The 15,498-nt window shown below is 77.1% G+C and carries 12 protein-coding genes; 4 read left to right on the top strand and 8 right to left on the bottom strand.

The window, feature by feature from the left end:
• Positions 1–1,392, top strand: a 1,392-nt coding sequence (locus tag CS2_RS09565; protein ID WP_233421137.1) for a lanthionine synthetase LanC family protein, incomplete at its 5' end; no start/stop codon positions are given.
• A gap of 56 nt (positions 1,393–1,448) precedes the next feature.
• Here CS2_RS09565 and CS2_RS09570 read toward each other — a convergent pair.
• The 5 genes from CS2_RS09570 to imuA' all read right to left on the bottom strand — a co-directional run bounded on the left by CS2_RS09570 (position 1,449) and on the right by imuA' (position 8,781).
• Positions 1,449–1,787, bottom strand: coding sequence for a HepT-like ribonuclease domain-containing protein (locus CS2_RS09570; protein ID WP_070319802.1), 339 nt, complete (start codon positions 1,785–1,787; stop codon positions 1,449–1,451).
• Positions 1,777–2,073 (bottom strand): nucleotidyltransferase family protein, encoded by a 297-nt coding sequence (locus CS2_RS09575; RefSeq protein WP_070319803.1) that lies wholly within the window; start codon positions 2,071–2,073, stop codon positions 1,777–1,779. Before CS2_RS09575 ends, CS2_RS09570 begins: the two co-directional genes overlap by 11 nt.
• Before the next feature lie 261 nt (positions 2,074–2,334).
• On the bottom strand, positions 2,335–5,886 hold the full coding sequence (locus CS2_RS09580) for an error-prone DNA polymerase (protein ID WP_233421138.1): 3,552 nt from the start codon (positions 5,884–5,886) through the stop codon (positions 2,335–2,337).
• The gene (locus CS2_RS09585) at positions 5,879–7,699 is read right to left on the bottom strand and encodes a DNA polymerase Y family protein (protein ID WP_070319804.1); all 1,821 of its coding nucleotides are present in this window, start codon (positions 7,697–7,699) and stop codon (positions 5,879–5,881) included. Before CS2_RS09585 ends, CS2_RS09580 begins: the two co-directional genes overlap by 8 nt.
• Entirely contained in the window at positions 7,696–8,781 is a 1,086-nt protein-coding gene (gene imuA' / locus CS2_RS18820; protein ID WP_070319805.1) for a DnaE2-dependent mutagenesis accessory factor ImuA', read from the bottom strand. Before imuA' ends, CS2_RS09585 begins: the two co-directional genes overlap by 4 nt.
• 274 nt (positions 8,782–9,055) lie before the next feature.
• Here imuA' and CS2_RS09595 point away from each other — a divergent pair, with 274 nt between their 5' ends.
• The 3 genes from CS2_RS09595 to CS2_RS09605 all read left to right on the top strand — a co-directional run bounded on the left by CS2_RS09595 (position 9,056) and on the right by CS2_RS09605 (position 11,824).
• Entirely contained in the window at positions 9,056–9,472 is a 417-nt protein-coding gene (locus CS2_RS09595) for an ArsR/SmtB family transcription factor (protein WP_070319806.1), read from the top strand.
• A gap of 3 nt (positions 9,473–9,475) precedes the next feature.
• Complete coding sequence (locus tag CS2_RS09600; protein ID WP_370876030.1) at positions 9,476–11,203, top strand: SulP family inorganic anion transporter; 1,728 nt, start codon at positions 9,476–9,478, stop codon at positions 11,201–11,203.
• A 63-nt stretch (positions 11,204–11,266) separates the two neighbouring features.
• A complete protein-coding gene (locus CS2_RS09605; protein ID WP_070319807.1) occupies positions 11,267–11,824 on the top strand; it encodes a YbaK/EbsC family protein in 558 nt (185 codons plus the stop codon).
• A 21-nt stretch (positions 11,825–11,845) separates the two neighbouring features.
• Here CS2_RS09605 and CS2_RS09610 read toward each other — a convergent pair whose 3' ends face one another.
• From CS2_RS09610 to CS2_RS09620, 3 genes are all read right to left on the bottom strand, one after another.
• On the bottom strand, positions 11,846–12,685 hold the full coding sequence (locus CS2_RS09610) for a TrmH family RNA methyltransferase (protein WP_046528543.1): 840 nt from the start codon (positions 12,683–12,685) through the stop codon (positions 11,846–11,848).
• 75 nt (positions 12,686–12,760) lie between these two features.
• Positions 12,761–14,053: an MFS transporter gene (locus CS2_RS09615; protein ID WP_070319808.1), complete on the bottom strand. Its 1,293-nt coding sequence runs from the start codon at positions 14,051–14,053 to the stop codon at positions 12,761–12,763.
• A 107-nt stretch (positions 14,054–14,160) separates the two neighbouring features.
• Positions 14,161–15,483: an endo-1,4-beta-xylanase gene (locus tag CS2_RS09620; RefSeq protein ID WP_082740052.1), complete on the bottom strand. Its 1,323-nt coding sequence runs from the start codon at positions 15,481–15,483 to the stop codon at positions 14,161–14,163.
• Positions 15,484–15,498: the final 15 nt, after the last annotated feature.

Consider the following 15,498-nt stretch of genomic DNA (forward strand, 5'->3'; position numbering starts at 1 on the left):
CCGCCGCTGCACGCCGTGCGCGACGCCGTCGACGACCTGCCGCGCGCGGCGCCACCCGACGCCGGGGTCCCGCGGCCGGCGGCGGCGCGACCCGTCGGCGCACGGCGGGCGACGGGCCTTGGAACCGTCGCCGCCCCACGGGCGCGGAGCGCGGCGCACCGCACGCCGACGGTCGACGCGCGCCCGCGCCCCGGGCTCGTCGGCGCCGCGCTCGCGACGCTCGCCAGCCCGGCCGTGCTCGACCCCGACGGGCGGTGGATCTCGGCTCCCGTGCGTGCGGGGCAGGCGTCCGCCGCACCGGAGGTCCGGCGGAGCCTGAACCGCGGGGCGGCGGGGCCGCTGCTCGTCTGCGCCGGCCTCGCGCGGGCGACGAGCCTGCCGCACGACCTCGTCGCGGTGTGCCGCACCAACGCGACGGCCCTCGCCACGGGCCGCGCAGAGCCCGACGCGGGCATGCCGGGTCTGCACTTCGGCGAGACGGGTGTGCTGCTCGCGCTGCACGCCGCGCGCCACCGAGGACTGGCGGCCTTCGACGACGCCGACGTGCGCGACCTGTGGGACGCGATGCTGGCCGACCCGGTGTGGTGGGACGTCACGCACGGCGCGGCGGGCGTCGCGGTGGGGCTGACCCGCCTCGCGCCGCTCGTCGACGACCCCGCCGCGCGGGCGCGCGCGCTGCGGCACCGGGACGCGCTCGTCGAGCAGCTCGTCGTGGCGCAGGAGCGCGACGGCTCGTGGGTGACGCCCGACGGCGTGCCCGGCATGTCGGGCGAGACGCTGACGGGGTATGCGCACGGCGTCGCGGGCATCGGGCACGCGCTCGTGGCACTCGCGCCGCACGTCGCCGACGCCGACCTCGCGCGGCGCGCCGTCGAGGCCGGCGCGCGGGCGGCGACGTGGCTGCGCGACGGCGCCGAGCGGGCCGACGACGCGCTGACCTGGCCCTACGGCGACCGGCACCCGGAGCACTGGCGGTGGTGGTGCCACGGCGCACCCGGCATTTCCCGGCTGTTCGTGGCCCTCGCGGCGACGACCGGCGACCCCGAGCACGCCCGCACGGCACGGCGCTGCCTCGCGGGCGTCGACCCGGCGTTCGACCCGGCCAACCTCAGCCTCTGCCACGGCCTCGCCGGCGTCGCCGAGCTGCTGCTCGACGCGGGCGACACCCTCCACGACGACGCGCTGCGCGACCGCGGCCGTGCGCTCGCCCGCACCGTCGCCCGCCGGCACCTGCGCGGCAGGCAGGACGTCTACTGGGTCGTCGAGGACCCCCAGGTGATCGGCGCCGACCTCATGGTCGGCCTCGCCGGGGTCGTGCACCTGCTCGCGCGGGCGGGTGGTGTGCGGGGGCTGCCGCCGTGGGACGGGGTGGGGGCGACGGTCGGGACGTGACGGGCCATCGGCCGGGGCACGAGGGAGGTTCGTCGTCGAGCTGGGACCGAGACGGCTCAGCTCAGCGAGTCCTGCACGTCGGCCAGCTGGGTCAGCAGGGCCGGGATCACGTCGTGCGCCGTCGAGACCAGCACGTCGATGTCGGCGGACCAGTAGCCGTGGACGATCCTGTGGCGCAGACCCGCCGCACGCCGCCACGGGACCTCAGGGTGCTGCACCTGCGTCTCGCGCGACACCTGATTCGCCGCTTCGCCGAGCACCGTGAAGTTCCACAGCAGCGCCTCTCGCACGGTGGCGTCACGCTCGACGGAGGCCGTGTCGAGGCCGGAGGTGAGTGCAACGATGCGCGAGGCTGCATCGATCATCTCGGCGACGAACAGCAGGTCAGGCCGCATAGAGCGCTTGGGCCTCCGTCTCGATGCGCGACCGCAGGAGCGGATGCACCGCTCGGCGGGAGACCAGATCGACCGGCCGCCCGAGGATCGCCGACAGCTCGTCGGCCGCGTCCACGACCTCCCAAGTCACGTGCCGCCCCGGGAGCAGGTCGTAGAGCAGGTCGATGTCAGAGTCCGTGCGCTCCTCGCCGCGTGCTACCGACCCGAAGACCTCCAGCTTGGAGAACCCGTACCGCGCACAGAGTTCGACCAGCGCGCGGTGCTGACGCTCGTCGAGGCGGATCATGGCGACAGGCTAGCGGCCGGCCCACCGCGCCGGGACGCAGCGATCGCGAGAGGGGCACACCGGCATGGGTAACCCCGACTCCGGTGGTGCCAAAGAGATGCGGGCCATTCACCAGCCCTCGGTGGCGCCCACCAGCCAGGTGTCGAACACCGGGCACCGCGGTCGAGCGGCGTCGTCGTCGCGCCGGTCGTCCGTGCTCGTCACGCGCCCGGTCTCGCAGCGCACCGCCATCACGCCCGCCGACCCCGGGCGAAGGCGCCGTCACTGGAAGTCCCGCGACCGGGTCCGCACCTTCAACGACAACGGGCTGAGGTGCTCGGCGACGAGGTTCGTCGCGCCGTCGGCCTTCTCGAGCCGCCCGCGCACGACCATCGCCTTGGCGGTGCGCGCGGTGCGGCGGAACCGTTGCCACAGGCCCGCGGAGCACACGACGTTGAGCAGGCCCGTCTCGTCCTCCAGGGACAGGAACGTCACGCCCTGCGCGGTGCCGGGGCGCTGCCGGTGCGTGACGACCCCCGCGACGGCGACGCGGCGACCCTCCTCAGTGCGGAACACCTGCTCGACGCGCAGCACGCCCGCCTCGTCGAGCCCGTCGCGGACGAACTGCGTGGGGTACGAGTCGACCGACACGCCCGTGGCCCACACGTCGGCCGTCGCGACCTCGACGTCCGACAGCCCCGGCAGGGTCGGGGCCGTGACGCCCACCGCGACGCCGGGCAGCGTGTCGGGGCCCTCCTGCGCGAGCGCACCCGCCGCCCACAGGCCCGAGCGCCGGTCGACGCCCATGCCCTCGAGCGCACCGGCCGTCGCGAGCGCCTCGAGCTGCGCGGTCGTGAGCTGCACGCGCTGCACCAGGTCGTGCAGGTCGACGAACGGGCCGCGTGCGGTGCGCTCGTCGACCAGCGCCCGCGCGACCGGTTCGCCGATCGTGCGGATCTGCGTGAGCCCCTGCCGCACCGCGAGCGACCGCGGCGCACCGCCCGCAGCGCCCGTGCGGACGCCCGGCTCGCGCACCGGCCCCGTGCCGCTGGGCATCGGCACGAGCAGCGGCTCACCACCCGGCGGAGTGGGCCCGACGCGCTCGACGACCGCGAGCACGTCGGACGCCTGCACGTCGGGGCGCAGCACCTCGACGCCGTGGCGGCGCGCGTCGGCGGCGAGGGACTGCGGCGAGTAGAAGCCCATGGGCTGCGCCGCGAGCAGGCCCGCGTAGAACGCGGCGGGGTGGTGCACCTTGAGCCACGAGCTCGCGTACACGAGGAACGCGAACGAGTACGCGTGCGACTCGGGGAACCCGAAGTCCGCGAACGCCTTGAGCTTGTCGAAGATCTGCTCGCGCACGTCCGGCTCGATGCCGTTGCGCGCCATGCCCGTCATGAGGCGCTCGCGCATGGCCTCCATGCGTTCCATCGACCGCTTCGAGCCCATCGCGCGGCGCAGCTGGTCGGCCTCGGCGGGCGTGAAGTCGGCGACGTCGATGGCCATCTGCATGAGCTGCTCCTGGAACAGCGGCACGCCCAGCGTCTTGCCGAGCGACTTCTCCAGCAGCGGGTGCAGGTACGTGACCTTCTCGCGGCCCTTGGCGCGGTTGATGAACGGGTGCACCGACCCGCCCTGGATGGGCCCGGGCCGGATGAGCGCGACCTCCACGACGATGTCGTAGAACTTCTCGGGCCGCAGGCGCGGCAGCGTGCCCATCTGCGCGCGGGACTCCACCTGGAACACGCCGACCGTGTCGGCCGCCGACAGCAGCGCGTACACCGCCGGGTCCTCGTGCGGCAGGCCGTGCAGGTCGAGCGTCACGCCCTCGTGCTTGCGCACCTCGGTGAACGCGAGCCGCAGCGCCGTGAGCATGCCGAGCCCCAGCAGGTCGAACTTCACGAGCCCCGCGTCGGCGCAGTCCTCCTTGTCCCACTGCAGGACCGTGCGGCCCTCCATGCGCGCCCACTCCACGGGGCACACCTCGATGACCGGCCGGTCGCACATCACCATGCCGCCCGAGTGGATGCCCAGGTGCCGCGGCAGCCGCAGGAACCGCTCGGCCAGGTCGATGACGTGCTCGGGGATGTCCTCGGACTCCGCGGCCGACGGCGGCAGGTGCGTGGGCACGACGTCGTGGTTGTCGGCCGTCGGGCGGCCCGGGACCTCGTGCGACGGGCCCACCGGCCCCGAGCGCGTCAGGTGCCACCACGGGCTCGGCTTCTCCTGCCCGCGCAGGCTCCCCCACCGCTCGATCGACCCGCTCCACGCGTCCTGCTGCCCCGCGTCGTACCCGAGGGCGCGCGCGGCGTCCCGCACCGCCGAGCGTGGGCGGTAGGAGATGACGTTGGCGACCTGTGCGGCGTGCGTGCGGCCGTGCGTCGCGTAGACGTGCTGGATCACCTCCTCGCGGCGGGCGGACTCGATGTCGACGTCGATGTCGGGCGGCCCGTCGCGCTCGGGTGCGAGGAACCGCTCGAACAGCAGCCCGTGCGCGACCGCGTCGACCGCGGTGACGCGCAGCACATAGCAGACCGCCGAGTTCGCGGCCGAGCCGCGCCCCTGCGCGAGGATCCCGTTCCGCCGGCAGAAGTCGACCAGGTCGTAGACGACGAGGAAGTACCCGGGGAACCCGAGGTCCTCGATGACGCGCAGCTCGTGCTCGAGCTGCGCGTACGCACCGGGCACGCGCTCGGCGTCCGGCGGGCCGTACAGCTCGTGCGCGCCGCGCCGCACGAGCTCGCGCAGCCACGACGCCTCGGTGTGCCCGGGCGGCACCGGGTACGGCGGCAGGTTCGGCGCGACGAGCGACAGGTCGAACGCGCACTCGGACGCGAGGTCCGCCGCGGCGGCCACCGCGCTCGGGTGCCGCCGGTGCAGGTGCAGCATCTCGACGGCCGAGCGCAGGTACCCGGTGGGCCCGCCGGGCAGCCAGCCGTCGAGGTCGTCGAGCGACGAGCGCGCGCGCACGGCCGCGAGCGCCTGCGCGAGGTCCGCGTCGCGCTCGGTCGCGACGTGCGCGTTGCCCGTCGCGACGAGCGGCAGCCCCGCGGTCGCGGCCAGCTCGGCGAGCGCGTCGGCGCGGTCGGTGTCGTACGCGTCGCCGTGCATCGTCGTCTCGACGGCCACGTTGTCGCGCCCGAACAGCGCGACCAGCCGGTCGAGCTCACGGCGCGCGGCGTCGAGCCCGCCCGGGGCGACGCCGAGCACGCCCGACGGGTCGCCGCCCGCGAGCGCGCGCCGCACGGCACCCTTGCGGCAGCCCGTGAGCACGAGCCACTGCCCGGCGGCGGCCTCGGCGAGCTCCTCGAGCCGGTACTCGGCGGCGCCCTTGCGCCCGGTGCGCAGGTGCCCCTCGGCGATCGCGCGGGACAGCGCGCGGTACCCGTCGGGGCCGCGCGCGAGCACGAGCAGGTGCGACGCGCGCGGGTCGGGCACGCCCGTGGGGGCGTCGAGCACGGGCGGGCCGGGGGTCGGGCGCTTCTCGCGCGGGTGGCGACGCGGGTCGGGTGCGGGCAGGTGCAGCTCGGCGCCGAACACCGTGGGCAGCCCCACGGACCGCGCGGCCTGCGCGAACCGCACGACGCCGTACAGCCCGTCGTGGTCGGTGAGCGCGAGCGCGGACAGGCCGAGGCGCGCGGCCTCGGCCGCCATCTCCTCGGGCTGGCTCGCACCGTCGAGGAAGCTGAACGCCGAGTGCGCGTGCAGCTCGGCGTACCGCGGGGGCCACGCGGCGCGGTCGGGCGCCGCGCGAGTGGGCGCGGTGCGGGCGGGCGCGGCGCCAGCAGGCGCGGTGCGGCGGTCGGGCCCGCCGGGCACGGGTCGCTCAGTCATACCCGGCCTCGCACGTCCAGGCGCCGTCGGCGTGCGTGAGCAGCACGGCTCCCCCGTCGTCGAACGCGACCTGCAGGTACGCGCGCACGCGCGGCGGTGTGCCGGGGTGGGCCCACCAGCGGTCGGTCAGGAGCCACGGCCCGGCCCAGCCGGTGACCACCCGCGCACCGCCGGAGGCACGTACGCCCGCTCCCCGACCCTCGCGTGCGCCCCGGCCCTCGCGCGCGCCCTGGCCGTCACGCGCAGCACCGGGCGCACGACGGCCCGCGGCGGGCTCGTCGGGGCCGGGCGCGAGGGCCCGCACGGTCCCGAGCGGCGCGCTGAGCTGGCCGCGGGCGTCGACGCGCACGGGCTCACCACGCGCGTCCCGGACGTCGACGCGCACGGGGTCGACCAGCACGGTCGCGGGCGCCGGGTCGGGCAGCCGCCCGGGCCACGGCCGGTCGACGGGCCGCGGCGGGTCGCTCTGCTCGCCCCACGGCCGCACGTGCACCTGGTCGCGCACGTCGCGTCCGCCCTGCAGGGTCGCGGTGAGCACGCCGGCCCCGCCGACGATGCTCTGCGCGCGTTCGAGCGCGCGGTGCGCACGCAGGTCGCCGCCCGACGGCCCGCCCCACAGCTGCGGGGCCTCGGCCCCGGCGGGTGCGACGTCGAGCGCGGTGAGGGTGAGCCGCACGAGCGCGACGGGAGCGACGTCGTCGAGGTGGTCGACGTCGGCGGGGACGTCCCGCTCGTCCGCGCCGCCACGCTCCGGGGTGCGGCCGGCTGCGCGCTCCTGCTCGCGGACCTCGCGGCGCCGGTCGCGCGCGGTCGCGACGGCCGACGCCGTGAGCCACCCGTCGAGCTGCCAGCGGATCCGGTCGGTGATGCGCGCGGCCGCGAGCGCGCCCCACCCGCCCAGGTCGGTGCGCCACGTGCGGACCAGTTCGGTGCCGTCGTCGGTGCGCGCCGCGACCTGCAGGCGCCCGCACGTGACGGACCGCGCGACGAGGTCGGCGTGCAGCTCCTCGGCGAGCCGGCGCCCCGCGAACGCCGCGGTGTCGACGCGGTCGACGGGCGGGTCGAGGTCGGCGCTCACCTCGAGGTCGGCCTCGGGGCGGCGCCGTGCGGGCGGCCGCTCGTCGAGCCCGCGCGCCAGGGTGTGCGCCCACGTGCCGCGGCGGCCGAAGCGTGCGTGCACGTCGGGGGCGGGCAGCGCCGCGAACGCACCGAGCGTGCGCAGCCCGAGGCGGTGCAGCAGGTCGACGAGCGCGGCGACCTCGACGGCTTGCTCGGGCCCGGTCGTGGCGTGCACGAGCTCGGTGACGCCGTGCGCCGCGAGGAACACGGCCGACGCGCCGGGCTCGACGACGGCCCCGCTGCGCGCCGCGAGCACGGCCGCGAGCAGCCCGTCGGCCGTCCCGACGCCGCACTCGTGCCCGGTGCCGCGCGCGACCGCGTCGACGATCCGCTCGGCGAGCGCCTCCTCCGACCCGTGGTACCGCGACGCCCCACCCGCGGGCAGCAGCAGCAGACCGGGCCGCGCGACCTCGACGCCCGCGACGACGGTCTCGGTCGCGGCCGCGACGGGCTCGAACAGCCGCGCGTCGCGCGCGTCGTCGGCGGGCAGCAGCACGAGCTCGGGGCACACGCCTTGCGCCTGGCGGCGGCGCATGCCGCGACGCACGCCGTCGGCGCGTGCGAGCGCGGACACGGCGGTGACGCGTCGGCCGTCGTGCACCGCGGACGGCACGTCGACGGGGACCTCGTCGGCCGTCATCGCCGCGACCACGGGCCAGTCGGGCACCCACACGACCGTCGTGCGCGTGCTCATCCGACCAGCCGCAGCCCGCCGGCCGCCGGGGTGCGGCGGCGCACGGGTCCGGCGGGCACGTGCTCACCGGGCGGGGCGAACGGCAGCACGACGTCGGCGGACGTGGGGACGGCCGCGCTGCCGCGGCCGGTGCGGCGGACCGTGAGCGCGCACGTGCGCAGCCGCCCGTCGCCCGCGCCGACGCCCGACCACCGGGCCGCGCCGGCCTCGAGCACGACGTGCGCGCCGGGCCACGCGACGGTCGTCACGAGGGCGGCGCCGCGCTCGCGCGCGCGGGCGGACAGGCGGCGCCGGTCGGCGTCGGCGAGGGGCGCGTCGGGGCCGACGAGCACGACGTCGATGCCGTCGACGAGCGCCGCGAGCACAGTCGCGGCGTCGGGCCCGGGGTCCGGCACGAGCGCGAACCGCGCGAGGTCGACGCCAGCCTGCGCGGCGGCGAGCAGCCCGAGGCGCGGGTGCCCCACGGCGACCGCCCACGCACCCGACGCGCACGCGTGCGCGAGCACGCCGAGCGCGAGCGACGTCGAGCCGAGCACGGTGGTGGTCGCGCCGCGGCGCAGGCCGTCGGGCAGCAGGTCCGCGAGGGGCGGCGGCACGGGCAGCGGCGGACGCTCGCTCGTGAGCAGCGACGTGCGGCGCGTCGGCGCGTCCTCAGCGAAAACGGCGGGCACAGCGGACGCAGCGGGCACGGCGGACGACGGTGCGGACGCGGGCGCGCCGTCGGGCACCGGGCGGACGCCGGCCAGGTGCTCGGCCCGCTCGCGCAGCACGTCGTGCACGTCGCCCCGGGGCTCCGTGGCCGCGGGCGACGCGACGACGCGCGCGGTCGGCGCCGCGGCGCGCCCGGGCAGGTCAGGGGCCGTCTCCCCCGCCGAGTCAGGCGCGGACGCGGGAGCGCCCGGGGCCGTCGAGCGCGCGCCGGTCGAGCGTGCGGCCGCGCGCGCCGCGGGGGACGGTGCCGCGACGGTCCCGCCGACCGCGAGCTCCCCGGTCAGCACGCTGCGGGCACCCGTCCGCCGCTCGGCGGCCGCGAGCGCGGCACGCGCGCGTGCCACCCGCTCGAGGGTGCTCGTCCCCGTCACGCTGCTCCCACCCCTCGTCTCGCACCACCATCGACCGGCTCGTCCGTGGGGTCGGACGCGCGCCGCCGGCCCCCAGGCGACGACGGGCGCCCGACCCGCGGATCGAACACGTGTTCGATGATGCCAGTAGACGCTGACACCGTGGAGGTGTCAATCCGACCGCGGGCCGTGACCCCGGCGGCGCCGGGTGAACCCGAGAGAGGTCCCGGAGCACCGCCCGTGGACAGGGGTACGATTTGACGGATCCATCAACCCGTCATCCCGGAGCATCCCCGTGCCGCTGCACGCCCTCGGCGTCGACCGCCCCCTCGCGGAGGTCAAGGCCGACCTGTTCAAGGCCCTCGCCCACCCCGTGCGCGTCCGCACGCTCGAGCTCCTGGTCGAGCGCGACCGCCAGGTCAGCGAGCTGCTCGCCGAGCTCGGTCTCGAGGCCTCGCACCTGTCCCAGCACCTCGCGGTGCTGCGCCGCGCGGGCGTCGTCACCGCGCGCCGCAGCGGCAACGCCGTGCACTACGCGCTCGCGCTGCCCGCGGTCGCCGACATGCTCGCCGCGGCCCGCGCCGTGCTCGTCGACGCCGCGTCCCACCACCGCGACCTGCTCGACGGCGCCGCCGACGACGTCCCGGACGCCGCCGGCGACGCAACGCCCGCCGCGACCCGGCCCGCCCGCGCCCGCACCACGGAGGCCTGAGCCGTGACCGTGCCGACCTCCCCGGCGCCCGCCGCCCGCACGACGCCGCCCACCACCGTCGCGCGCCTGCGCGACCTGCTGCCGCGCCGCACCGACTACGCCGACCTGCCGCGCTCGTGGCGTCAGGACCTGCTCGCGGGGCTCACGGTCGCGATCGTCGCGCTGCCGCTCGCGCTCGGGTTCGGCGTGTCCTCGGGCCTCGGTGCGGCCGCGGGCCTCGTGACCGCCGTCGTCGCCGGGGCCGTCGCGGCCGTGCTCGGCGGCTCGCACCTGCAGGTCAGCGGCCCGACGGGCGCGATGACCGTCGTGCTGCTGCCCGTCGTCGCGCGCCACGGCGCCGAGACGGTCCCGGTCGTCGCGATCATGGCCGGCGGGATCGTCGTGCTCGCGGCCGCGCTCGGCATCGGCCGGCTCGTCGCGTACATCCCGTGGCCCGTCGTCGAGGGCTTCACGTTCGGCATCGGCGTGGTCATCGCGCTGCAGCAGGTGCCGCTCGCGCTCGACACGCCGCGCGCCGAGGGCGAGAACGCCGGCCTCGTGGCGCTGCGCACGCTCGCCGACGTCGACTGGGGCCGGACCGTCGCCCCGCTCGCGCTCGTCGCGCTCGTGATCGCCGTCATGGTCGTGCTGCCGCGTCTGCACCGTGGCGTGCCGGCCTCGCTCGTCGCGGTCGTCGCGGCCACGCTCGTCGCCGAGGTCGGCGGCCTGGACGTCGACCGCATCGGCGCGCTGCCCGGCGGCCTGCCCGCACCGCACCTGCCGGTCGTGGACCTGGAGACCACGAGCGCGCTGTTCTCGTCGGCGCTGGCCGTCGCGGCGCTCGCGGCGCTCGAGTCGCTGCTGTCCGCGCGGGTCGCCGACGGCATGGCCGACGACATCGGGCGCACGCGGCCCAACCGCGAGCTGTTCGGGCAGGGCGTCGCCAACGTCGCGTCGGGCCTGTTCGGCGGCCTGCCCGCGACCGGCGCCATCGCGCGCACCGCCGTCAACGTCCGCTCGGGCGCGCGCACGCGCGTCGCGGCGCTCGTGCACGCGGGCGTCCTCACCGCGATCGTGTACCTCGCGGCGCCGCTCGTGGGTCGCGTGCCGCTGTCGGCGCTGGCGGCGGTGCTGCTCGTGACGGCCGCACGCATGGTCGACCTGGGCACGGCGCGAGCGATCTGCCGGTCGGGCCGGGCGGGCGCGCTCGTGTTCGGCGTGACCCTCGCGGTGACCGTCGTGTTCGACCTCGTCATGGCCGTCGAGGTGGGCGTCGCGGTCGCCGCGGTGCTCGCGCTGCGCGCCGTGGCCCGCAGCAGCGGCCTGCACCGCGAGCCCCTGCCGGGCACGTCGGAGGACGAGGTCACGGCCGACGCCGAGCGCGCGCTGCTGCACGAGCACATCGCGGTGTACCGGATCGACGGTGCGCTGTTCTTCGCCGACGTGCGGCAGTTCCTCGACGAGCTCGCGCTCGTGACCGACGTGCGCGTCGTGGTGCTGCGCCTGGGCAACGTCCGGGTCCTCGACACGAGCGGCGCCAACGCGCTGGCCGAGATCGTCACCGACCTGCGCCGCCGCGGCGTCGTCGTGCTGCTCAAGGGCCTGCGCCCCGAGCACCGGCGCCTCGCCGAGGGAGTGGGCGTGCTCGCGGCCGTCGGGCCCGAGCAGCACGTGTTCGACGACCTCGACGCCGCGCTCGCGCACGCCCGGACGCACGTGCACCGCCCGCACGACGCGGACCGGGCCGCCTGAGCCGGCCGGGCCGGAACCGAGCGGCCCGACCCGGCGTCAGGCACGCCGGGTAGCCTGCCGCGCATGACCACCGCACTCGGGACCCTCACCTGGGATCGGGCCGTCGACCGCCCCGACCTGCTGGCCGCGAGCACGCACGCCGCGATCAGCGGGTGGGCCGCCGTCGAGCCCGCCGTCGCCGACGCCGTCGTCGTCACGCCGATCGACCCGGACCTCGCCGACACCGCGGCGATGACCGACGCGTACGACCTGCCGCTGGCCGCGTCGGTCAACTGCGTGCTCGTCGCGGGCCGCCGCGAGGGCGTCGAGCGCACGGCCGCATGCCTCGTGCGCGCGACCACGCGCGCCGACGTCAACAACGCCGTCAAGCGACTGCTCGACGTCCGCAAAGCGTCGTTCCTGCCGATGGACCGCGCGACCGCCGAGTCCGGCATGGAGTACGGCGGCATCACGCCGCTGGGCCTGCCGACGGGCTACCGCGTGCTCGCCGACGCGGCCGTCGGCGGCGACGACCTCGTGATCATCGGCAGCGGCGTGCGCCGCTCGAAGGTCGCGCTGCCCGGGTCGCTGCTGCTGCGGGCACCGGGCGTCGAGGTGGTCGACGGGCTCGCGATCGGCTGACGCAGCCGCGAGCCGGCGGTCTCAGACCCGCGTGGCCCAGAACGCGACGGCCGCCGCCGCGGCGACGTTGAGCGAGTCGACCCCGCCCGCCATGGGGATCCGCACGGTCAGGTCCCCGGCCGCGACGGTCGCGGGCTTGAGCCCGTGCCCCTCGGCGCCCAGCACGAGCGCGAGCCGCTCGGGCGGGTCGGCCACGAGCTCGTCGAGCGTGATCGCGTCGTCCGACAGCGCGAGCGACGCCGTCACGAACCCCGCGTCGCGCAGCGTCGCGACGCCCTCGGGCCACGGGTCGATGCGCGTCCACGGCACCTGGAACACCGTGCCCATCGACACGCGCACCGACCGCCGGTACAGCGGGTCGGCGCACCGCGGCGTCACGAGCACCGCGTCGACGCCCAGCGCGGCGGCCGAGCGGAACGCGGCACCGACGTTCGTGTGGTCGACGACGTCCTCGAGCACCGCGACGCGGCGCGCACCGGCACCGTCGCGCGCACCCGCCAGCACGTCCGCGACCGGGCGCAGCGCGGGCCGGTGCATCGCCGCGAGCGCACCGCGGTGCACGTGGAAGCCCGTGATCGCCTCGAGCACGGGCTCGTCGGCGAGGTAGACGGGGACGGCGTCGTCGCCCGGCAGGTCGGCGAGCACCGCCTCGAGCTCGGGCAGCCAGCGCGGCGCGATGAGCACCGACCGCGGCCGGTGGCCGGCGCGCAGCGCACGCGCGACGACGGTCGAGCTCTCGGCGATGTACAGGCCGTTCGCCGCCTCGACCCGCAGGCGCAGCGCGACGTCGGTGAGGCCGACGTAGTCGGTCAGTCGCGGGTCGTCGCGGTCGGTGACGGGCTGGACGTCGGCACGGGACACGCCGTCATCCTCCCAGGTCGGCGCCGTGCCGATCGCGCGCGACGTCCCACGACGGTGACCCGCGCAGGGCTGTCGTCAGGCCGCGACGTCGCGACGCACGGCCTGCCCGCCGAGGACCGCGACGACCGCACCGCCGACCGCGACGACCGGCACGAGCAGGAACGCGGTGTGCGTGCCGAACGCGTCGGCGAGCGCGCCGAGCAGGAACGGCGCGATGCCGATCGCGACGGCGCCCGCGAGCGTCGCGTGCGACTGCGCGCGGTCCCCGCGGCCGGGCGACGCGGCGAGCAGCAGCGAGATCGACAGCGGGTAGTGCGCGCCGTAGCCGAAGCCCGCGACGACCAGCCCCGCGAGCGCGACGGCCGGCACGGTCGCGGTCCACAGCACCGCCCACCCGACGATCGCGATGCCGAACGACGCCGCGAGCAGGTGCGCCGGGTGGATGCGCAGCGACAGCGGCCCGACCACGAACCGCATCGCCGACATGCCCGCGACCAGGCCGGCGGTGGTCGCGGTCGCGATGCCCGCGCCCGCGCCGGTCTGCGTGAGCACGAGGTCGGTGGCCCAGTAGGTCGTGGCGTTCTCGAGCGCGATGGCCGCGACGACCGCGACGAGGAAGAGCGCGGCGGCGCCGACGGGCCGCCGCCGGGCCGGGGGCACGACCGCCGGGAGGGTCGCGCCGTCGCCGGGCGCGGTGCCCTCGGGCACGACGTCGGCGACCGCGGGCGTCGTGGAGCCCGCCGGCGAGCCCGTCGCCGCGCCCGCGGCACGGCCGCGACGGCGCAGCCCCGGCAGCGAGTCGGAGACGGGCAGCCGCGCGACGAGCGTCGCCGCGACGACCGCGAGCAGGATCGTCACCGCGACGCCGGGCCGCCAGCCCCACCCGGCGGTGACGGCCGCGCCCACCGCGAGCGGCCCGACCAGCCCGACCGACGACCCGACGCCGTTGGCCTCGGTGATCGCGGCGGACGCCGCGGGTCCGGTGTGCTCGGCGAGCCCCACCTGCGTCGCGGCGATCATGACGTTGCCGCCGACGGCGGCGACGACCATCGCGGGCAGCGTCCACGCGAGCGTCGGCCCGAGCAGCAGCCCGGCGACCCCGACGGTGAGCAGCAGCGTCGCCGAGACGATCGCGCCGCGGCGTCCCAGCCCGCGCACGGCGCGCGGGGTCAACGGCGCCGCGAGCAGGCCGCCGACGGCCATCGCGGTGCCGTGCAGCCCGGCCTGCGCGGCGGTGATGTCGAGCTCGTCGGCCAGCAGCGGCACCGACGGGTTGAAGCTGTACAGCATCCAGCCCCACACGGTGAACGGTGCGTACAGGCCGACGGTGAGCCGGTCGCGGACGAGCCGCGGGCGTGCGGGGGGCATACGACGAGCATCGACCGCGCCGTGAGCCGGCTCGACGTCCGACGCGCGTGACGTGCGCCTCACCGCGCGCCGCGGCACCCCGCCCGTCGCACGCCTCCCGCGGCGCGTCACCGCACGGTCACGAGCGTCTCCGCGTCGTCGCCCTCCTCGACCGTGACGTCGTGCCACGCGCCACCTGCCTCGACCGCGTACCGCCCGGGCAGGCCCTGCACCTGCACGCGGCCGTCCGCGTCGGCGGTGACGGTCGTCGGCGCGAGCCACCACTCGCCGCGCACCAGGCCGCGCAGCGCGTCGTACGCGGGCTTCGGCGTGCCGTCCTCGGTGACCAGGCCGCCCGGGGCGTGCAGCCACATGCCGTGGTCGGACAGCCCCCAGTACGTCACGGCCTGCACGCGCGGGTCGGCGACGAGCGCGCGGTAGTGCGCGACGACGTCGTCGGCCTGCCGGTCCAGCCCGTCGGGCGTCGACGGCCAGCGCTCCACCCGGTGGTCGTTGAGGTCGACGATGTCGCGCGGCATGAGGTCGCCCGACAGGATCGTGGTCTCCGTGAGGTGGAGCGGCAGGCCGAACCGGCCGAACCGCTCGAGCACGTCGAGCGTCTTGTCCCGCCCCCACGCGCCCTTGTGCATGTGGGACTGCAGCCCGAGCGCGTCGATGCGGACGCCCGCGGCCAGGCACTCCTCGACCAGGTGCTCGTAGTCCGCCGACATGTCGAAGTCGTTGAGCAGCAGCGTCGCCGCGGGGTTCGCGGCGCGCGCCTCGTCGAACGCGAGCTGCACCATCGGCACGCGGCCCTGCGTCGCGGCGACGCGCGTGACCGCGTTGGTGTCCTTGTCGAACACCGGCATGATCACGACCTCGTTGATCGCGTCCCACGTGTCGACCAGCCCGGCGAACTCGCCGGCGTCGCGGCGCACGCGCTCGCGCAGCAGCCGCAGCACCTCGTCGTCCGGCAGCGGCTCGAGCCAGCGCGGCGCGACCGTGTGCCACACCAGCGGGTGCCCCTTGACGCGCGCGCCGCGCGACACGTAGTGCTCGGCGGCGGCGCGCAGCGCGGCGGTGCGCGTGCGGCCGCGCTCGGGCTCGAACGTGCCCCAGTAGAACGGCAGCGTCGCGGTGTCGAACAGGTCGAACCACAGCGCGTCGAGCCGGTCGAGCAGCGCGTCCTCGCCCGGTGCGGGCGTGCGTCCCGACAGGCGGCGCCACGCACGCTCGGTCTCGTCGAACCCGATGCAGCCGAATGCGACGGCGTGGCCGCGCTGCTCGACGCGCACGGACACGCCGACGAGCGGACGCCCGGCGGGGTCCACGAGCCGCACGGTGCGGCGGCGTGCGCGGTGCGCGAGCTCGGGGTCGGCGGTGACGGCGGCCTGCGCGACGGCGGCGGGTGCGACGGGGGTGGGCACGGACGGGGCGGGCACTGCGCTCATGCGACTCCTTCGTAC

It is taken from the genome of Cellulomonas iranensis NBRC 101100 = JCM 18110 (assembly GCF_001552375.1).
In the GTDB taxonomy this organism is placed as follows: Bacteria; Actinomycetota; Actinomycetes; order Actinomycetales; family Cellulomonadaceae; genus Cellulomonas; species Cellulomonas iranensis.